This is a genomic window from Mesorhizobium sp. LNHC252B00 (assembly GCF_000502955.1).
In the GTDB taxonomy this organism is placed as follows: domain Bacteria; phylum Pseudomonadota; class Alphaproteobacteria; order Rhizobiales; family Rhizobiaceae; genus Mesorhizobium.
The window spans coordinates 53,808-72,768 of record NZ_AYWO01000005.1 but is presented as its reverse complement, the minus strand read 5'-3'; the positions used below and the strand labels follow the sequence as shown (position 1 = coordinate 72,768).

General features: G+C 60.8%; 16 protein-coding genes and 3 pseudogenes. 5 read left to right on the top strand and 14 right to left on the bottom strand.

Features of this window, described 5'->3' with window-relative positions; all coding sequences use genetic code 11:
- Positions 1-163 precede the first annotated feature (163 nt).
- Entirely contained in the window at positions 164-1,147 is a 984-nt protein-coding gene (locus X744_RS160955) for a zinc-dependent alcohol dehydrogenase family protein (RefSeq protein ID WP_023758348.1), read from the top strand.
- Positions 1,148-1,708: 561 nt separating this feature from the next.
- A complete protein-coding gene (locus X744_RS160960) occupies positions 1,709-2,560 on the top strand; it encodes a LysR family transcriptional regulator (protein WP_023758346.1) in 852 nt (283 codons plus the stop codon).
- 148 nt (positions 2,561-2,708) lie between these two features.
- Here X744_RS160960 and X744_RS160965 read toward each other — a convergent pair whose 3' ends face one another.
- The 3 genes from X744_RS160965 to X744_RS160970 are packed head-to-tail and all read right to left on the bottom strand — an operon-like array spanning position 2,709 to position 4,211.
- Positions 2,709-3,050 (bottom strand): nuclear transport factor 2 family protein, encoded by a 342-nt coding sequence (locus X744_RS160965; RefSeq protein ID WP_023758345.1) that lies wholly within the window; start codon positions 3,048-3,050, stop codon positions 2,709-2,711.
- A complete protein-coding gene (locus X744_RS01000000169430; protein ID WP_245266513.1) occupies positions 3,047-3,457 on the bottom strand; it encodes a VOC family protein in 411 nt (136 codons plus the stop codon). Before X744_RS01000000169430 ends, X744_RS160965 begins: the two co-directional genes overlap by 4 nt.
- Positions 3,458-3,467: 10 nt before the next feature.
- Positions 3,468-4,211, bottom strand: coding sequence for an SDR family oxidoreductase (locus tag X744_RS160970; RefSeq protein WP_023758344.1), 744 nt, complete (start codon positions 4,209-4,211; stop codon positions 3,468-3,470).
- 132 nt (positions 4,212-4,343) lie between these two features.
- Between X744_RS160970 and X744_RS160975 the strand changes: the two genes are divergently transcribed.
- Positions 4,344-5,261 carry an AraC family transcriptional regulator gene (locus tag X744_RS160975; RefSeq protein ID WP_023758343.1) on the top strand — a complete coding sequence of 306 codons (918 nt, stop codon included), beginning with the start codon at positions 4,344-4,346 and terminating at the stop codon, positions 5,259-5,261.
- A gap of 236 nt (positions 5,262-5,497) precedes the next feature.
- Here X744_RS160975 and X744_RS160980 read toward each other — a convergent pair whose 3' ends face one another.
- Positions 5,498-6,463 carry a zinc-binding dehydrogenase gene (locus X744_RS160980; protein ID WP_023758342.1) on the bottom strand — a complete coding sequence of 322 codons (966 nt, stop codon included), beginning with the start codon at positions 6,461-6,463 and terminating at the stop codon, positions 5,498-5,500.
- Positions 6,464-6,559: 96 nt separating this feature from the next.
- Here X744_RS160980 and X744_RS160985 point away from each other — a divergent pair, with 96 nt between their 5' ends.
- A complete protein-coding gene (locus X744_RS160985; protein ID WP_023758341.1) occupies positions 6,560-7,447 on the top strand; it encodes a LysR family transcriptional regulator in 888 nt (295 codons plus the stop codon).
- 195 nt (positions 7,448-7,642) lie between these two features.
- Entirely contained in the window at positions 7,643-8,050 is a 408-nt protein-coding gene (locus X744_RS160990; RefSeq protein WP_084025266.1) for an aminotransferase class III-fold pyridoxal phosphate-dependent enzyme, read from the top strand.
- A gap of 146 nt (positions 8,051-8,196) precedes the next feature.
- Here X744_RS160990 and X744_RS160995 read toward each other — a convergent pair whose 3' ends face one another.
- From X744_RS160995 to X744_RS161025, 10 genes and pseudogenes are all read right to left on the bottom strand, one after another.
- Positions 8,197-8,733 carry an NADH-quinone oxidoreductase subunit B family protein gene (locus X744_RS160995; RefSeq protein WP_023758339.1) on the bottom strand — a complete coding sequence of 179 codons (537 nt, stop codon included), beginning with the start codon at positions 8,731-8,733 and terminating at the stop codon, positions 8,197-8,199.
- Between the two features lie 12 nt (positions 8,734-8,745).
- A complete protein-coding gene (locus X744_RS161000) occupies positions 8,746-10,263 on the bottom strand; it encodes a nickel-dependent hydrogenase large subunit (protein ID WP_023758338.1) in 1,518 nt (505 codons plus the stop codon).
- Positions 10,264-10,282: 19 nt separating this feature from the next.
- A pseudogene (locus X744_RS0136295) lies at positions 10,283-11,218 on the bottom strand (hydrogenase 4 subunit F); the annotation flags it as partial.
- Between the two features lie 31 nt (positions 11,219-11,249).
- Positions 11,250-11,858 (bottom strand): annotated as a pseudogene (locus X744_RS0136290) (proton-conducting transporter membrane subunit); the annotation flags it as partial.
- Positions 11,855-12,517, bottom strand: a complete 663-nt coding sequence (locus tag X744_RS161005) for a hydrogenase-4 component E (RefSeq protein ID WP_023758337.1) — start codon at positions 12,515-12,517, stop codon at positions 11,855-11,857. The pseudogene X744_RS0136290 and the gene X744_RS161005, both read right to left, overlap by 4 nt.
- Positions 12,517-13,473 carry an NADH-quinone oxidoreductase subunit H gene (locus tag X744_RS161010; RefSeq protein WP_023758336.1) on the bottom strand — a complete coding sequence of 319 codons (957 nt, stop codon included), beginning with the start codon at positions 13,471-13,473 and terminating at the stop codon, positions 12,517-12,519. Before X744_RS161010 ends, X744_RS161005 begins: the two co-directional genes overlap by 1 nt.
- Positions 13,464-15,482: a hydrogenase 4 subunit B gene (hyfB, locus tag X744_RS161015; protein ID WP_023758335.1), complete on the bottom strand. Its 2,019-nt coding sequence runs from the start codon at positions 15,480-15,482 to the stop codon at positions 13,464-13,466. The genes X744_RS161010 and hyfB overlap by 10 nt, the downstream gene beginning before the upstream one ends.
- Entirely contained in the window at positions 15,482-15,796 is a 315-nt protein-coding gene (locus X744_RS21795) for a helix-turn-helix transcriptional regulator (RefSeq protein WP_023758334.1), read from the bottom strand. The genes hyfB and X744_RS21795 overlap by 1 nt, the downstream gene beginning before the upstream one ends.
- A gap of 261 nt (positions 15,797-16,057) precedes the next feature.
- Positions 16,058-16,798 (bottom strand): annotated as a pseudogene (locus X744_RS161020) (YoaK family protein); the annotation flags it as partial.
- Between the two features lie 569 nt (positions 16,799-17,367).
- Positions 17,368-18,768, bottom strand: coding sequence for a Do family serine endopeptidase (locus X744_RS161025; protein ID WP_023758332.1), 1,401 nt, complete (start codon positions 18,766-18,768; stop codon positions 17,368-17,370).
- Between the last annotated feature and the right edge of the window lie 193 nt (positions 18,769-18,961).

Sequence of the window (18,961 nt, the reverse complement as noted above, 5' to 3'; positions counted from 1 at the left end):
AGTGCCTCCGCTTCGGTCAGCGCTGGTGCGCAAGGCCGCGCTCGGGCCAAACATTTATGTTTGGACGCCGTGCAGTATCGTTAATTTCCAAGCGGCTTTAGACGGGGCAACGTAACTCCGTCAACAAACGATGGAGCATGTCAATGTCCCAATCCACTCTACCATGAATGCGCTGATCTTGGATCAATTCAAGCAGCCGTTCAGGCTGTCGGAAGTCACGCGCCCCATTCCCGGCGATGGCGAGGTTCTCGTCAGGGTCAGAGCGAGCGGCGTCAATCCTCTCGACACCAAGATCCGCGCCGGCGCGGCGGCACATGCGAAACATCCGCTTCCGGGGATTCTCGGCATCGACCTTGCCGGCGTCGTCGAGCAGGTTGGTCCGGGTGTCACCGCGTTCAAACGCGGAGACGAGGTCTTTGGCATGACCGGAGGCGTGGGCGGCAACCAAGGTTCGCTGGCCCAGTTCGCAGCAGTCGATGCGCGGCTGCTTGCACCGAAGCCCGCGAACCTGTCCATGCGCGAGGCGGCAGCGCTGCCGCTGGTCTTCATCACCGCATGGGAGGGCCTCGTCGATCGTGCCAAGGTTTCAGCAGGTCAGAAGGTCCTGGTCCAGGGCGGCGCGGGCGGCGTCGGGCATGTCGCGATCCAGATCGCGAAGGCGTTCGGCGCCGAAGTGTACGCCACTGACGCAGCCGCTAAGAAGCCGTTGATCGAGCGCCTCGGAGCGGTCGCGATCGATTATCGCGAGAAGACGGTGGAGCAATATGTCGCCGAATACACGGACGGTCTCGGCTTCGATGTCGTCTACGACACCGGCGGCGGGGCGGTGCTGGACGCGTCATTCGCCTCCGTGAAGCGGTTTGGCCATGTCGTCAGTTCCCTCGGTTGGGCTAGTCACGCGCTGGCGCCACTGTCGTTCAAGGCGGCGACCTATTCGGGCGTGTTCACGCTTCTTCCGCTGCTGACAGGCATTGGTCGTGAACACCACGGCGAGATCATGCGGGAGGCCACGCGGCTAGCGGAGGCTGGCGAGCTTGTCCCGATCGTCGATCCGCGTCTCTTCACACTCGAAACAGCGAGCGATGCCTACGCAGTCATCGAAGATGGCAATGCCCAGGGCAAGCTGGTCGTTGACATAGACGTTTGATGCGCGCCTCGGAACCTTCGAAGCGAACCATGACGTCTGTGAGGGCTTTGGCCATTTCATGCTTCTCCTCGGCGGAGAAGACGTTGTCGACCAACGTAACGCGAATATAGGGCATGATGTTTTCCTTTTAGGTTCTTGGGATCCATGAACGGAGGCGTCGATTGGGGGCTGTCACGGTCCCGGAACAGCCCGCTGCGACCGTTTCGCGAAGTGGTGTGGGTCTTGATCGAGGAACTCCACACCGATGGCTGGCACATTGGCGGACGTCCGTTCGAAGGTCCGAAGTCTCTGATGGGCATGCTCGAACGAAGCAAGAAGGTTTACGAGTCGATTGACGGAACTCCCGCGACGCGGGAGGAATTTGCTCGGTTGGCCCCACCCATAACTGCGTGACGGGGAGCGTGGGCGCTCAAGAATCCCACAATTCGAGCCGGCGCTTGCATTCCCGGCTCGAAAGTATCGAGCCTCCCATGGCGACCGGTCTCGATCTGGTGCATATGAAATCGCATGAAGTTGAGCGATCTTCGTGAAGGTCCATGCGAACACGTTTGAGTATCAAGGATGGAATGGAGCGATCTGAAGATATTTTTGGCTATTTCCCGCGAGGGCACCTTGGGCGCGGCAGCGCGCCGACTTGGGCAGACGCAGCCGACGATGGGTCGGCGGTTGCGCGCGCTGGAAGAGGCTGTCGGCCATACGCTTTTCCAACGCAACTCCGACGGTTTTGTTCTGACCGACGAAGGTCAAGCGGTGCTCGGTCATGCCGAAAGGATCGAGGAAGAGGCGCTGGCCTTCGAGCGGCAGCTTGCCGGTGCCGAGGCACATCTTGAGGGCAACTTGCGCGTATCGTCGTCGGATTGGTTTGGTCACATCATGTTGGCTCCCGTTCTAGCCGAGTTTGGCCGCCGCCATTCGAAGCTGTGCGTGGAATTGCTCACCGACGCGCGCCTCTACAGCCTTCCCCGGCGAGAGGCCGATCTGGTGTTTCGGATTGCCCCATTCAGCGACGCGGAAGTGATCTCGCGTCGACTGATGCACATTCCCTATGCGCTCTACGGACCTCCAGGCATGGCCTGCCCGATGCTGGGGGACGGTGCGGGCGCGCGTTTGATCACCATGGATATGGCATACGCGGAAATGCCCGACGCAGTGTGGCTTAAACAGAAGCTGCCCAACGCTGAAGTCTGCCTGCGCAGCAACAATCGCGAGGTCCAGGCACAGCTTTGTGCGCAGGGTGCCGGGCTTGCGGTTTTGCCGAGGCCACTGGGCGACCGCACGCCTGGGATCGCAACGATGGACATCGGCGAAACGCCACCCGGCCGGGATACCTATGTGGGCTACCACCGGGACTTACGGCGGCTCGCACGGTTACGAGCCTTGCTCGACCTAGTGATAGACCGGCTCGCAAATTGATCTCTTGTCGATTCCATTCGGTGGTGCATGCCGTTGTCGCGTCGAGCAGACGTTCGCATTTACGTCCACGCCAGCAAGGCGTGGCCCCCACGCTCCAAGGACCCTGACCGGCATATCGCGGCGGCCTTGGCGCGTAGGGTTAGCCGAGTTATTCGAGATCGGCGTCAATGCGAACGATCAGCCCGGCGGCATTGACTGAGATGTCCAGAAGGCCGATCTCGTGACCAAAGTCTCCGGTGAAATCGACCCGCACGCGCGCTCGGCCATCGCCGATGCTCTCGATCGAGAGGAAGCGGGTGACCGTGTGATAGCCTACGAAATACCGCTCGATGTAGTCGCGGACGCCGGCATGACCGTCGAAGCGGTGGCCGGTCGACGGGTCGTCGATCACCGCATCTGGCGTGAACAAGGTCAGTGCCGTGTCGGCGTCGAAGGCGTTGGTTGCCGCGATCAGCGCACCTGCCGCTTTGCGCAAGGTGTTGGTGGTCATCGCTTCAGCTCCGGTGCTGCCAGCTCTTGAAGACGAATTCGAGGCTGTAACCGTCCGGGTCTCTGACCTGCGCCGCATAGTAGCGGGGATCGTAGTGAAGCTGCGGTCCCGGTGCGTGGATCTCGGTCGCGCCGGCCGCCAAGGCTTCGGCATTGGGGGGAATTCACCATCGCTTCGGAATCGTCGACGAAGCCGACATGCACCGCGCCGGGTGTTGCTGTGTCCCGCCTCAGCCAGAAGAACATCCGGCCCTTCGAAACGAAGCCCTTGAGGTCGGGGTGCCCGGCCGGGCCGTCCTTGCCGTCGTAGTCGACGCGAGCGGTGATGCCGAGGATCGGGAGTATCCTCTCGTAAAAGGCGATCGAGCGCGCCGTGTCATTTGCTGTCAGGAAGATATGTTCGAGCATGTGAGCCTCCTCAAATCATATAGCCGCCGCCGATTTCGATGTTCTGGGCGTTGATCCAGCGGTTCTCGTCCGACAGCAGGCCGGCGACCATGCAGCCGATATCGCCCGGTTCGCCGACGCGACCGAGCGCAGTCTGCCCGGCGAGCAGCGCCTCGAATTCTTCGCTGAGGCCTCCGCCGAGTTCGGTGCGGATCGGTCCCGGTGCGATGGAATTGGCGCGGATGCGGCGCTCGCCGAACTCCTTGGCCATGTAGCGGGTCAGGACTTCAAGGCCGCCCTTGAAGGAGGCGTATGGCGCGACGCCGGCGGTCGCCACACGGCTGGTCGCGCTCGTCACGTTTACGATGTGACCGCCATCGGCGATCAGGGGAAGCAGGGCCTGCGTGAGGAAGAACGGCCCCTTGAGATGCACGCGGAACAGTCCCTCGAACTGTTCTTCGGTCACCGTCGCGATGGGGTTGTAGAGCCCGTGCCCGGCATTATTGACGAGGAAATCGAAGGTCTTTCTGTTCCAGGTCTTTGCTAGCGCTTCGCCGACTGCGTCGCGAAACGCAAGGAACGCCGCACTGTCGCTGACGTCCAGCTTTATGGCGACTGCCTTGCCGCCATCCGCTATGATCGCTTTGACGACCTTCGCTGCCGCATCTGGATTGCTGTTGTAAGTCAGGATGACACCCATGCTGCGCCTGGCGCACTGGATCGCGACGCTGGCGCCGAGGCCGCGGCTCCCGCCTGTGATGATGACGATGCTCATTTGGTGCTCCTTGGATTCACTGACCAGGTGATAGCCGCGGGGGATCGCGGCCGCTCGCACGATCCTCTTCGGATCTTGCCTATTTCTGCTTTCCTGTTGATCCGCGTGCATCGCTGTGAAACAACGCTGCCCATGGGCAGGCAGCTTCAGGAACTCAGGCAACTGGCTTCTCGCGCGGAGAACCGCCGCACGGAGACGGGCATTCCGCGTGTCGCCATGGTTCAGGGCGAGATACCGGAACATCAGCTTGCCGCCGTCTACGATCCCATGGTCAATCTGATCCTGAGAGGGTCGAAGACGATGACGGTCGGCGACCGGACGTTCCGCTACGATCCCGCGACCTATTTCGTGATGTCGGTCGATCTGCCAGCGGTTGGCTCCGTGCACCCATCTGAAAACGGAGAACCCTATCTGGCGATCAGTCTGACGCTGGAGCCGGCCATCCTTGCCAATCTGCTGGCCGACCTGCCCAAACCTGCTGGAGGTGAACTCTACAGCCCCGGTTTCTCCGTCGCGCCGGTCACACCGGACCTGCTCGACGCCTGGCTTCGCATGCTGCGCTTGATGGAGCGTCCGAACGAGATCGCAGCCCTGGCGCCTGCCTACGAGCGCGAAATTCTTTTCCGCGTGCTGCAGGGGCCGCTCGGCTGGTTGCTCCGTGATATCGCCACGCCTGACACTGCTCTGTCGCGGATCGGGATCGCCATCCAGTGGATCAGGGGGAACTTCGCCAAGCCGCTGCGCGTCGAGGCTTTAGCGGAGATGGCGGCTCTCAGTGTTTCCGCGTTCCACCGCCATTTCAAGGCCGTGACGGCGCTCAGCCCGCTGCAGTACCAAAAGCACGTGCGCTTGCTACACGCCCGATCCCTGCTCATTGCCGGAGAAGGCAACGCCACTTCCATCGCGTTCGGTGTGGGTTACGAAAGCCCAAACCAGTTCAGCCGCGAATATGCTCGTCAGTTCGGGTTGCCGCCGTCGAGAGATGTTGCGCGATTGCGCCAGAAAGGCCCACGCAACGCTGAACATTTGCTTGCGATCAGCAATGGATAATAATCGCGGGGCGAACTGGCGGACGACGAAGGACGACACCGTCGACAGGGCTTCAATTCAATCCTGCTCCGACATGGAGATGACATCCTTGTCGAGTCGCATCTTTTTCCGACATTCAAAGTGGTGCGGGATAGGGGAGGGAACAGCATGCTTCGGGCGCCTCGCATAGCCGAGGATAAAGCAGGGTACCCGCGGGCTGCGTCTTCAGATGAGTTCGACATGAGTTGCTCGCGCATTCAGACCAGCACAATCTTGCCTTCGCCCGCGGACTTCGCCGCGTGTTCGATTGCGGCGCCGAACTGTTCCAGCCCGTAGCGGGCGACGATGGGCAGCTTGCCTGGATGTTCGGCAAGCAGCGCCCAACATTCTCTTGTCGCCTTCGCGAGGGTCTCCCTGCCACCGTTGCGCTGCCAGGCGCTGATCGCGAAACCCTGCCACCGCAGGGACTTGTAGAGCAGGGTCGAGGCCTTAACTTCAACCGGCCGGTCGTCCAGGACTCCGTAGGAGAACAGCGACCCTCCGGGAGCAATCCGTTCGATGAGCGCGAGCGTATCGGGGCCGCCGACCGGATCGAGCACAAGGTGATAGGGCTCCACCTTGCTGAGGGTTTCCGCAATGCTGGCACCGAGTCCGACAGCTCTGTTTTCGGCATCAAGAAGACGGTAGCCCGCGCCCTCGCGCACTAGGCGTTCGACAGTCATGCCCCGCGTGCTTGCCAAATGATCGGCGACGGCGGCAACCGCGGAGCGCGCCGCAGTGAGCAGAACACGATGGCCGGGCACCGCCGGAGCCAGGTCCAGCATGCCCCAGGCGGTTAGCGGGTTGAGCGGAAACTGACAGACCACCTCATCAGCCAGACGCTCGGAGAGCTCAATGGGTACAGCATGCACCTGTTCGATCGGAACGGCGGCGTATTCGGCCCATGCACCGGGGCTGCGAAATGCCACGCGACACCCGATCTCGATCTCGCGGACTTCGGCGCCGACTTGTTCGACGATGCCGGCACCGTCGTATCCGGCAACCTGCGGATAGACGGGTTTCGTGCCGTATTTGCCGGCGATGAACAGCCGGTCGGCCGGCTGGATCACACGGGCGGTAACGCGCAGCAGGACCTGCCGAGGACCGCACGCGGGCTTCGGCGCCTCCCTGTAGCGAAGAACATCTTCGGCCGCGCCAGCCCGATCGAACACAATCGCCTTCACAAGGGTCTCCTTTGGCAAATTTCGCGACAACCTAGGCGCGGCATGCTATACCGAAAAGGACTTTCTTGATATGAGTTCAGATCAACATGGTATGAGATGGATCTGCGTCATTTGAGATATTTCGTCGCGGTTGCGGAGAACGAGCTTGTGACAAGGGCTGCGCAGCGCCTGCGCGTGTCGCAACCGCCGCTGAGCAGGGCCATTCGGGAATTCGAAAGCGAGTTGGGCGTCGACCTGTTCCGGAGACAGAAGCAGCGCTTGACTTTGACGGCCGTCGGCGCGGTGCTGCTGGATGACGCGAAGGCGATCCTCAGTCGGGTCAACGGCTTCAAGCAGCGAGCCCAATCGCTGTCATCCGGAGAGCAGGGTCGCATACGGGTTGGATACGTCGATGGAGCCATGCAAGGAGGCCTTCTGTCGAAGCACCTGCGGGAACTGCGCGCGCGCTGCCCGTCGCTCGCCGTAGATCTCGTACCGCTCAATAGCGAACTGCAGCTAAAGGCGCTCGCGGATGGAGTGATCGATGCCGGGATCGTCTACACGCCACGCTCTGAAAACGATGATGTTGTGGTTCACAAGCTGCTGGCGGATCGCCTTCTCCTAGCACTGCCGGTGGACGACAGGCTGGCTGGGAAGCGGCAGATCCGGCCGCCCGATCTGGACGGGGCGGCATGGGTCGTTGTGCCACGGGAAGAGGACACCAACTGGCAGGTCCGGTTTGCTCAGCAATATGCCAGCGCCGGCTTTCGGCCCGAAATTCGTTACGAAGTGTCTCAGCTTTCGGCGATGCTTGGGCTGGTCGAGGCCGGCGTGGGCCGAGGCTTCGTCCCCGCGAGCGCCACGCGGGCGCAAGTACCCGGCGTCAAATTCCGATCCTTGTCGTGGTGGACCCATACGGTCGATTTCTGGCTCGCTTGGCGCAAGCAGAACCCCCCTCCAGTCGTTCGACAGCTATTGCTCGCCAATCGAATTTCGGCGGAGTAAACGTTTCTCTAAGCGCGCCGACAGACAAGCTGGCTCGACCCAGTTCCGCGCTGCTTGCGCCCAGATCTCGCCACACGCGGGTATCGCCACGATTTGCCGTCCAGCGCATTCGGTGCAATTTGCATTCATGAAGATATCCGGCCCCGATCTCCACTTGTTTCGTGTCTTTGAAAGCGTGGTTCGCAATGGCGGCATATCTGCAGCACAAATGGAGCTGTCGCTCAGCCAGCCAACGATCTCCTCCCCCAGATTGGTCATTGCCATCCGCATGTGGCGAGAGCGATCTACCGCCAGGCCAGCGCGCTGAACACCAATACGCGCTACATGTGCGACGTGGCGGTCGAGTACGCAGCGCGCCTGACCGCCGACCTGCCTGATCACCTCGACACCTGCATCTTCGTCAACTCGGGCAGCGAAGCCAACGACCTGGCGATGCAGATAGCCATGTCGCTCAGTCGGCATGATGGCGGCTTGATTATCGACCAAGCTTACCACGGATGCACCGAGCTCACGACGGCGCTCTCCAATGAAAGCTGGCGTCCAAAGGGACGCCCAACACCGCGGAAGTGGACGTTTTCATCAGCGCTTTTGACGCCAGCTTAGCGCGATGATGAGTCCGAAAACACCGCCGCCGACCCAGCCGATGGAATGAAGTCGTTGCAGGCGTCGCCAGCAGGCGTTCTATGACAGCCCTATGCATTGGACACATGCAGCGACAAGGCCAGCCTGGTAAGCCTCCACATCGATATTCAACTTCGGGGACCACTCTTTGAATTCACGCCCTCAAGCAAGGCGAGCAGGCCTTTCAGAATTTCGATTGGCGGTGGCGGGCACCCCGGAATGTGCAGGTCGACGGGCAGAGCCTCCGACACGCCGCGCAATACGGCATAGCTGCCGGCGAAACAGCCGCCGTTCCTGGCGCAATCTCCGAGTGCGACCACCCATTTGGGATTGGGAGTTGCGTCGTAGGTTCGCTTCAACGCCTCTCGCATGTTCTTGGTCACGGGCCCGGTGACGAGCAGTACATCGGCATGGCGAGGCGATGCGACGAAGCGGATTCCAAAACGCTCGATGTCATAGAAGGCGTTGCTGAGAGCGTTCATCTCAAGCTCGCAGCCATTGCAGGAACCGGCATCGACTGCCCGGATCGACAGGCTTCGCCCCAATCGTTTGTGAGCAGCGCCATCGAGCGCGCGCGCGAGTTCATCGACCGCCGTGTCGCTCGCCGCCGGCGGACGCTCTGTCAGCGGCGGACGTATCAGGCTTTCAAAAAGCAGCTTGCGCATGACAGCGTACCCTCAGAGATCGTGGCCTGAATAAGAGCAGTTGAAGGATTTGTTGCACAGCGGGAAGTCGGCGACGATGTTTCCTTCGATCGCCGCTTCAAGCAGAGGCCATTGAAACCATGACGGATCGCGCAGGTGACAGCGCTCGACCAAGCCGCCTTTGCCGATACGCAGCCAGGCCAGAATGTCGCCCCGAAAACCCTCGACCAGCGCCATGCCCTCGCGCGGCCCGTCTGCTGCGGCGAGATCAACGCGGATCGGACCGCCGGGCAGCCGCTCCAGGATTTGCTCGATGAGCGACAGGCTCTGTTCGACCTCGCGGATGCGGATCCAGACGCGGGCATTAACGTCGCCCTCCTTAAGGACAGCTATTTCGAAATTGAGTTCGTCGTAAGGGGAGTAGCCCGGACTGCGCCGCGCGTCGAAGTCGCGACCAGAGGCGCGACCGACATAGCCGCCGGCTGCGTATTGCCGGGCAAGCTGCACGTTAAGTCGGCCGGTTCCGACGGTCCGGTCCTGCAGCGAGGCAGTGTTGTCGTAAAGTTCAATCAGGTGAGGGAAGCGTTGCCTGATCTCCGCGATCACCGACCGAACCGCGCGCGCTCCCTCCTCGCCTAGTTCGCTTGCCACCCCTCCGGGTACGATAAGGTCGCGCACCAAACGATGGCCGAAAGCAGCATCGCTTGCCCGCAATACACGCTCGCGCAATGCCCCGCAGTGGGCATGCATGATCGCGAAGGCAGCATCATTGCAGATGGCGCCGATGTCGCCCAGATGATTGGCCAGGCGCTCCAACTCGGCCATGAGCGCCCGCAACCAGACCGCACGTGATGGAACCTGGATACCCAGCGCCGCTTCGACCGCGCGGGCAAATGCAAGGGAGTATGCCACGGTGCTGTCACCCGAGATTCTGCCCGCCAGCTTACCGGCGCGATCGATATCGGACCCCGCCATCAGACCTTCTATGCCCTTATGGGTATATCCGAGGCGCTCCTCGAGCCGGACGACCGTTTCGCCGCTCGCCGTGAACCGGAAATGCCCCGGCTCTATGATGCCGGCATGCACGGGCCCGACCGGGATCTGATGCAGGCTTTCCCCCTCGGTAGGCAGGAAGGGGTAGGGGGACGCTGTCGGGGCAGATGTCCGGACACGGGTGGCCAATGGATAGCTGACACCCCAGTGGCCATGGTCAAGCCACGGTCGTGTATCGGGCGCGCCTTGCGGCAAGAGCCCAAACAGGTCAGCGGCCGCGCGTTCGAGGCGCAACGCGGGCGCATGTAGCCGGCCGACCGACGGGTAGCGGCCATCCCGGCATTCCAGGCTGACAACGCCGATGTCCTTGGCATTTTCATCGAGAAGCGCCATGTGGACGGTGATTGGCTCACCCCACAGACCAAGCAAGCTCCAGTGACCCTCGACCAGTTGCTCGATGGCAAAGCTCCATGTTCTCGGGGTCGCCACAGCACGCGGCCACGGGGCATGCTTCTCGACGCGTTGGCCAGCGAGAATGAAGTCGATCAGTGCGGGCATGCTTTTTCTTCCGTCCGCTTCACCCCAGGATACTTGCGACATGCTGGAACCATGTGACCAGTGGAGGCGGCAGATAGATGCCGGCGGCAAACACCAACGCCAAATGGGAATACATCGGAACGTAGGACGCTTTGGCGGGCGCGGTGCTGCCGTGCGGTTCGCCGAAAGCGACGCCCGTCAGTCGAAGCAGCAAGGCTCCGAAAGCGAGCAGAATTCCGAATACCAACGGCATCGCCAAAAGGGGGTGTCTTGCAAATGTCGAACTCACGACCAGGAATTCGCTCATGAAGATGCCGAGCGGGGGGAGGCCGGCAATGGCGACGACGCCGATGACGAGCGCCCAGCCAAGCCCTGGATGCGTCTCCGTCAGTCCCCGGATCTCCGCTATGTTTTGCGTCCCCTTGACCTGTGCAATATGTCCGACCGTGAAAAAGATCGCCGACTTGGTCAGGCTGTGCATGACCATGTGCAGCAGGCCGGCAAAGTTGGCGAGCGGGCCACCCATGCCGAAAGCGAACACGATGATGCCCATGTGCTCGATCGAGGAGTACGCGAACAGGCGTTTGATGTCGCGGCGGCGGTAGAGCATGAAGGCTGCGAAAACAAGCGATGTCAGCCCCATCGTGATCATCAGTGGCCCAGGCGCGATTGCTTCTGGGCTTGCCGCGAGCAGCAGCTTGAAGCGCAGAACGGCATAGAGCGCGACGTTCAGCAGCAAGCCCGACAGCACTGCGGAAATCGGCGTCGGGCCTTCCGCATGCGCATCGGGCAGCCAGGCATGCAAGGGCGCGAGCCCAATTTTGGTGCCGTAGCCGAGGAGCAAGAAGACAAAAGCAACGTTGAGCAATGCCGGGTCGAAATGCGCCGCGTGCTCGATAAGCACTGTCCAGACCATGGCATTGGTGCCCTCGCCGACAACCGGCTGGGCGGCCATGTAGACGAGGATGGTGCCGAAGANGTTCAGGCGTGTGCTCTTCCGATCTATGCGCCGCGTGCTCGATAAGCACTGTCCAGACCATGGCATTGGTGCCCTCGCCGACAACCGGCTGGGCGGCCATGTAGACGAGGATGGTGCCGAAGAGGGCAAGTGCTATGCCGACGCTTCCCAGAATGAAATATTTCCAGGCGGCCTCCAGTGCTTCATGCGTGCGATAGATGCCGACCATGAGCACGGTGGTCAGCGTGGCAAGCTCCACCGCCACCCACATCAAACCGATATTGTTCGACACGAAGGCGAGGTTCATGCCGAACATCATGATCTGGTACATTGCGTGGTAGAACCGCAAATTCGGCGCGGTCAGTCGTCCGGTATGCAGTTCGTGCGCAATATAGGAGGCGCTGAAGACGCTGGTCGTGAAAGCTACGAACGTGTTGAGCACGATGAATACGATGTTGAGATCGTCGACGAGCAGATACTGGCCGGGCTCTGGTCGTTCCATCACGAACAGTGACAGCGCGGCGAGCAAGGTCAGGAAGCTCGCAGCGACATTCAGGCCGGCCGTCAACCGATAATTCGGCAGCGCCGCGAAAAGCGCGGCCGCGACGACTGGTATCACCAAAATGGCGGCCACGGCATCGAAGGAAAACGCGGTCATCGGCGTTCGCCCCTATAGTCGTCGAGCGCGCCGACATCCACCGAGTCAAACCTTTCGCGGATGCGAAACAAGAAGACGCCGATGACGATGAAGGCGATTAGGATCGAGAAGGCGACACTTATCTCGACGACCAGCGGCATGCCCTTGGCTCCCGTGGCGGCCAGCACCAGGCCGTTCTCGAGCGACATGAAGCCGACAACCTGGCTGACGGCATTACGGCGAGTGACCATCACCAGAAGCCCCAACAATATGATAGACAGCGCGAAGGCCAGGTCCTCACGGGCGAGGGGGTCAGCCTCGGGAGTGACCCGCAGCATCAGTACCATGGAGAGCGTCACCAGGCCTATTCCGGCAAGCATGGTCGGACCGATGCCGACGGCGGTCTCGATGTCGCGATGGATGCCGAGCCGCTGAATGATGCGATGAAGCCCAACGGGAATTACGATCGCCTTGAAAACGAGAGCGATCGCCGCAGTGACATAGAGATGATGGGCGTCCTGGATGTATGCCTGCCAGGCCACGGACATGGCGAGGACGATCGCATGAAGCGCAAAAACGTTGATCAGAGCAAAGAGGCGATCCTGGTACAGCATCATGAAGCTGACCAGCACCAGGCCGCCGGCGAGCAGGTGAGCGATGTCGAAGGTGAGGCTGTGCATCACAGGCTCCGCGAGACGAACAGCAGAAGCGTGCCGAGCAGGGCCAGCATCAAAGCGGCACCGAGGAAATCCGGGACGCGGAAGACTCGCATCTTGGCGATGGCAGTCTCAAACAGGGCGAGGAGAGTGCCGCTGACGGCAAGTTTGCCGATATAAAAAACGACGGCCAGAACATAAGATCCCGGTCCGGCTCGGGCGGTCACCAGCCCCCAAGGCAGAAAGACGCAGGAAATCAACGACATATAAAGCAGGAGTTTGAGGAAGGCCGCGAACTCGATCATCGCCAGATGTCGACCCGAATATTCCAGCACCATCGCTTCATGAACCATGGTGAGTTCCAGGTGGGTCGATGGGTTGTCCACCGGTATGCGGGCGTTTTCGGCAATCGCCACCATCACGAGAGCGATGAGGGACATCCCGAGCGATACGCGCAGGCCAACCTGTGGCGAGCCCATGAAGGCAGCGACTGTGGACAACTGCGTGGCGCCGGCGACGAGCGCCAGGCTGAACACGATCAGCAGCATAGCGGGCTCGGCCAGGGAAGCGATCATCACCTCGCGGCTTGCGCCGATGCCGCCAAAGCTCGTACCGACATCCAACCCCGCCAGCGCCAGGAAGAACCGTGCGCTTCCAAGCAGTGCGACGATGGCTATGAGATCGGCGGTCCAACTGAATGTGAGGCCGGTGGCGAATGTCGGGATGAGTGCGGCGGCGACCCAGGTAGCGGCAAAGATCAGATAGGGTGTCACGCGAAACAGCCAGGATGCATTATCCGCCAGAACGACTTCCTTGCGCATCAGCCGCAGGAGATCGCGGTAGGGTTGGATCAGGGAGGGACCCTGGCGGCGCAACAGTCGTGCCTTTACCTTGCGCACGAAGCCGGTCAGGAGCGGTGCCAGCAAAAGCACGAGCGTCATCTGCGCACCTTGGACGCCCAACTCAAGGATCAGGGCCATAGTGCGAGCACCAGAAGCAAGGCCACGAGAAAAAGAAAGACGAGGGTCAGGTAACGCCTGATCGTCAGGAACTGCAGATGGTTGAGGTGCTCGGTCGCAAAGTCGATGCCCCTGGCGATGGGCTGGTAGACCACCTCCCAGATCACATCATGCATTTCGACATTCAAACGAGATGGGCCGATCTCACCAGGGGCCGGCATTTCGACCGTTTCCCTTGCCCGGAATACGAATGTACCGAAGACGCGGCGGATCGGCTGCGCGAAGCTGACGGCCGTGTACTGCGAGCTTGGAGTCACATCCGGAAAACCACAACCCCAGGCCGGACCCCGGCGGAGTGCATGCGACGCGAAGCGATGGATCACATATGCCGCGGCGGAGGCGGAAAAGGCGATGAACAGGAACACCAGCAGGCCGTTGTAGGAACTGCGGCTTGCTGCAATCGGCACGATCGACAGCCAGGCCTGCGCCATCTGCACAGGCATGCGGCTGCCAACCAGCGGGCGCGTCACCGACGAGAGGCCGTCTATGACTAGACCTGGAAGGATCCCTGCAAACAGGCAAAGTGCCGCGAGGGCGAACATTGCCGCCAGCGAGTACCGATCGACCTCGTACGCGCGTTCAACTGCGGCCGAGCGTGGCCTGCCGAGGAACGTGATCCCGAACGCCTTCACGAAGCAGGCCGCGGCCAGTGCCGCCGAGAGTGCCAGCAGACCACCAACGGCAGGCACCATGACTTTCAGCCCCCATTGTGGCAGATCGGGACTCTGCAATATGGCTTGAAAGGCCAGCCACTCGGAAACGAACCCGTTGAAAGGTGGAAGTGCCGAGATCGCGACGCAGCCGACAAGAAAGGCAAAACTTGTTAGGGGCATGCGATGTATGAGCCCGCCAAGCTTCTCCATGTCTCGCTCGCCGGTTGCCGTCAGCACGGCGCCCGCACCGAAGAACAGCAAGCTCTTGAAAAAGGAATGGTTGAGGACGTGGAACAGCGCGGCGGTGAGGGCCAATGCTGCTGCCGATGGCATCGCGTTCGCCTTAAATGCCAGCGCCAGTCCAAGGCTTACGAAGATCACGCCGACGTTTTCGATGGTGCTATAGGCAAGAAGCCGCTTCAGGTCCTTTTCCATCAAGGCGTAAAGGATGCCGAGAACCGCCGTCAGGCCTCCGAGAAAAAGCACTGCAACGCCCGACCACCATGCCGGCTCACCGAGCAGATCGAAGGTAACGCGTATGAAACCATAGATGGCCACCTTCGTCATGACGCCGCTCATCAGAGCCGAGACGTGGCTTGGCGCGGCCGGGTGAGCGAGTGGAAGCCAGACGTGTAAAGGGACCAGTCCCGCCTTGGAGCCCGCGCCCAGCAACATGAGCGCCAGGACGAAAGTTGCGACGAAAGGGGTGGGAGCGGCAGCACGCATCGCTTCGAACGTGTAGTTCCCGCCAGGGCCCGACAGGAGGCCGAATGCAAGCAGCAGCGCGAGTGTGCCGAAGCTCGCCATCACGAGATAGATGTAACCCGCCCGTGCATTGTCCTGTTCGCGATGGTGCGCCATGACGAGCGCCCAGGAGGCGAGTGACATGAATTCCCAGGAAAGCAGGAAGGTGAAGGCATCGTCGGCCAACACGACAAGATTCATTCCTGCGAGGAAGGCCGGGAAGAACGGCAACACCCGATGTGGCGCGGATTCATGCCTGCCGTATCCGAGGCCGTAAAGACTGGCCATGGCGCCGCCGAAGTTGACGACGACGAGGAAAAACATGGAGAGCGCATCCAGGCGGAAATGAGCGCCAATCCATGGCAACCCAAGAGGCAACGCGGCAGTCGATGGAGTGACGGGATCATCGAAGATGCGGCTGGCGAGAACCAGGAGCACAGCCGCCGATATACCGAGCGTCAAGCTGTAGATCAGGTGTGTTCCCGAGCCCGACCTGCGGCTTTCCGCAATCGCAAGCACCGCAGTCCCCAGGAGCGCAGCAATGCTCCATAGGAGGACCGCGGCCCCTGAAATCACGCCACGCTCCTCACGGGAATTTTGGCATCCGCATCGACCCCGCCCAGAACCTTGGCAGGGTCAAAATCTGCCTTCAGCCGCACGCCGCGCCCGCCCGTTTGGCTAGAGGCGCCTTCGGCAATCAATTCGACGCCGGCGAGATCGAGTGCCCCGATCAACTTCATGAGGGAATCGACATTGCCCCGGATAATCGACTCGCTGGCTTCCATGCGTTGAATTGTCGGCACGGAGAGGCCGGACAATTCGGCAAGCCTGCGCTGATCGATGCCAAGGAGTGCCCTCGCAGCACGCAACTGTGGAGCGGTTATCACGGTCGCATCCCCTCTTACCCAGCGTTGAGATATTATCTCTACGAGTTGCAGCATATATTAAAATGTAGAGCATTCAAATAATGATGCGTGACGCATCTGCCTTGGCCGCTACGGCCTTTGTGCGAAGCGCCGCATGACGAAGCCCCATTAGGTGCTCACAGAACAAAGTTCGTGAAGTCGGTGCGGCAGTGCAGCCAAATCCGGCACGCGGCAAAATCCGGCATGTAGCAAAGGTCTGTCGAACTACGGCCAGAGCCGCCTCATGCGAACGGACACATCCTCCAGGACGGGCATGGAGGCAAGCACGAGGAGCATGGCCGCGAGAAATAGCGTCACTGCAAAACCGACGTGTTTGAAACCCACGGCGCCGATGATGCCGCCGATAAAGAACAATGAAACAAGCGACGCTAGCAGCCTCAGCTTCCTTCGATCTGCTTTCACGAACAGTTCGTCCGAGTCATTGCCTGGGATGTTCCAATAGAGCAGCTTGCCCAGTTCAATGCCCATATCAGTCACCAGGCCAGTGACATGCGTCGTCCGAATTCTAGCTTCCGACAGCTTGGTGATGATGGCGTTCTGCAAGCCCATGATGAAGCAAAGCAGCATCACCGTCATTGGCACAAATAGGGCTTCATGGCGGGCAAGATGGCTGCCGAGCAGGCCGAAGCAGATCAGCAGGATCGCTTCCAGGACCAGCGGAAATGCATACTCGCCCTGCAGGCTCTGCCGCCTTCCCCAATTGACCAGGACTGCCGAACAGGCGGCACCAGCGACGAATGACGACAAGGCCCCCAACCCGGAAAGCGCGAGTTCGACGTTGCCGAGCGCCAGATGATCAGCCATCGAGGAAACGATGCCGGACATGTGGGACGTGTACTGCTGAACCGCCAGAAAGCCGCCGGCATTGGCCGCCCCTGCGACAAAGGTCAAGAAACGGGCGAGATGCCGATCGGTTCTTTCGCTTCGTTCCTTTCCGGTCAATCGGCGTAGATACATGATCATGAGCGAATCTTGCCTTTCCAAGCGGAGAAGCAGGACCGCAAGCTGACGTGCTGGGAGAGGCTCATTGGTGTTTCTGGAAGGAAAGGAGGACGAAGGACGGTGAATGCGTGGCGCCAAGCGCTTTGTACGATCTAGTTTGGCCTGCCCAACAGCGTTTCCGGGTGCCGGAATCTGACGCCGCGGGCGGCACGAAGCTGGGAAGCAGTGATCATTGAGGTGTGGTGTCTGATATGAGAAATGATATTCAGCACGGTATCATTGGAGTATGAAACATCAACACAAATCGAAAAATAGTGATCGCCCGCACTCGGCAATCCGCCGTCACCTCGGCAGCGTCTCGACGCAAGTCATGGAGCAGGGCCTTTGCTCGGTTTTGACCGTCCGCTTGAAGGTGATCGAGGAACGAGGTCAGCGGCAGCCTTGATGCGTATCCCAATCTTTTGGGCAGATCGCGTACTGGCTCAGAAGGCGCGACTTATGGCGCCGTCGAACCCGATACTCCGTCAGGCACCTGGCACTCGCTCGGACTTGGCACAGCAGTCTACGCAGCAGTTCTGACGCATTGTACATCAGGAGGCCCCCAGGGCTACGAAAAGTGATTGTCCCTGCCTGTCGATGCGCAGCAAAATTGGTTTGTTCTGCTGACGGGATTTCGACCACTCTTGCTGGATATCCGAAGGCTGCGTCACATTCCGGTTGTTGGCCGAGACGATCACGTCGCCAGGCCTCAGGCCGCCTTCCGCGGCAAGGCTGTTGGGTGCCACTCGCTGGATGTACACGCCGGTCGTGCCCGGCTGTAGACCCAGTTGCTGACGCGCCTCGTCCGGGATCGGGCTGAGCGAAAGTCCAAGGTGTTGGTCTGCGGCCGCGGGGGGAGGAACAGCGCCCGTCTGCACCTCTTCGTCCTTGCGTTGACCAACTGTCAGGGCCAGTTCCTGCGGGCTGCCATCCCGGATTCTAGTCAGCGTCGCCTTTGACCCTGGCTTCTGATTTGCTGCTGCAAGAGTTAGATCGTGAACACTTTGAATGTCCTTGCCGTTGAAACGGGTGATGACGTCACCCGACTGTAAACCTGCTTTGTCGGCCGGACTGCCGGGCTCGACGGAAGCAACCAGCACGCCCATTGGCCCTGGCATTCCAAGAGCCTCGGCAATTGACGGCGAGACTTCCTGGAGCCGCACTCCAATGAAGCCGCGTTCGATGCGGCCGGTGCGGATCAACTGGTCGACGACACTCTGGGCAGTTCGCGAAGGCACGGCGAATCCGATGCCGATGCTGCCCCCGGACGGCGAGACGATGGCGGCATTGACCCCGATCACTTCGCCGCGCACGTTAAACAACGGTCCGCCGGAATTGCCCCTGTTGATGGAGGCGTCTGTTTGCAGGAAATCATCAAAAGGCCCGGATTGGATGTCGCGTGAACGGGCAGAAAGCACACCAACTGTGACGGTTCCGCCGAGCCCGAATGGACTGCCGATCGCGATTGTCCAGGCGCCCGGCTGCATTGCGTCCGAGTCGCCCCAAGCGACTGTTGTCATGTTGGGCCGCGGCTCAATCTTCAGCACGGCGATATCCGTGGCCGGGTCCCGGCCTACAAGGCGAGCGGGCTTAGATTCCTTGTCGGAAAACAGGACGTGAACTTCGGTAGCGTCGGCGACAACATGATTGTTGGTGACAATATAGCCCTCGGGGCTGATCACGAACCCGGAGCCAAGGGCTTCTCGTACCTGCGGTTGGGCAGGTCCCAAGCCGCGACTATCGAACGGGTCGAGAAAATCGTTGAGTGTTGTCTGGTCCTGGATAATCTGTCTCGTCGTGATCGCGACAACTGCCGGCAGCTTTTGCCGCACGATTTCGGTGAAATCGTTCGGGATCTCCTGAGCTACGGTCGGAGCAAAGTCGCCGACCGAGAGGATCAGCGTTCCCGCCACGAGCCCAGCCCATAATTGCTTCTTCGAAATGTAGGACATGATTGGTTCTCCTGCCCGGGCCGCCCCGGCGCCGCTGCGTGACTATGCCCCTACGAACGCAAGAACTGCGATCCACGCTGATTGTTTCACCGGACCGAAAAAATGGCGCTCAAAGGGCTGAAATCCTGCGCCTGAAACCTACCTCGGCCATTGAAAATCGATCGAAAACGCCAAAAATCACACCGGTTCGCGA

Coding starts and splice junctions, on each gene's coding strand:
- X744_RS160955 (WP_023758348.1), top strand. CDS start 164: ATGAATGCGCTGATCTTGGATCAATTCAAGCAGCCGTTCAGGCTGTCG.
- X744_RS160960 (WP_023758346.1), top strand. CDS start 1,709: ATGGAATGGAGCGATCTGAAGATATTTTTGGCTATTTCCCGCGAGGGC.
- X744_RS160965 (WP_023758345.1), bottom strand. CDS start 3,050: ATGACCACCAACACCTTGCGCAAAGCGGCAGGTGCGCTGATCGCGGCA.
- X744_RS01000000169430 (WP_245266513.1), bottom strand. CDS start 3,457: ATGCTCGAACATATCTTCCTGACAGCAAATGACACGGCGCGCTCGATC.
- X744_RS160970 (WP_023758344.1), bottom strand. CDS start 4,211: ATGAGCATCGTCATCATCACAGGCGGGAGCCGCGGCCTCGGCGCCAGC.
- X744_RS160975 (WP_023758343.1), top strand. CDS start 4,344: ATGGGCAGGCAGCTTCAGGAACTCAGGCAACTGGCTTCTCGCGCGGAG.
- X744_RS160985 (WP_023758341.1), top strand. CDS start 6,560: ATGGATCTGCGTCATTTGAGATATTTCGTCGCGGTTGCGGAGAACGAG.
- X744_RS160995 (WP_023758339.1), bottom strand. CDS start 8,733: ATGCGCAAGCTGCTTTTTGAAAGCCTGATACGTCCGCCGCTGACAGAG.
- X744_RS161000 (WP_023758338.1), bottom strand. CDS start 10,263: ATGCCCGCACTGATCGACTTCATTCTCGCTGGCCAACGCGTCGAGAAG.
- X744_RS161005 (WP_023758337.1), bottom strand. CDS start 12,517: ATGCACAGCCTCACCTTCGACATCGCTCACCTGCTCGCCGGCGGCCTG.
- X744_RS161010 (WP_023758336.1), bottom strand. CDS start 13,473: ATGGCCCTGATCCTTGAGTTGGGCGTCCAAGGTGCGCAGATGACGCTC.
- X744_RS161025 (WP_023758332.1), bottom strand. CDS start 18,768: ATGTCCTACATTTCGAAGAAGCAATTATGGGCTGGGCTCGTGGCGGGA.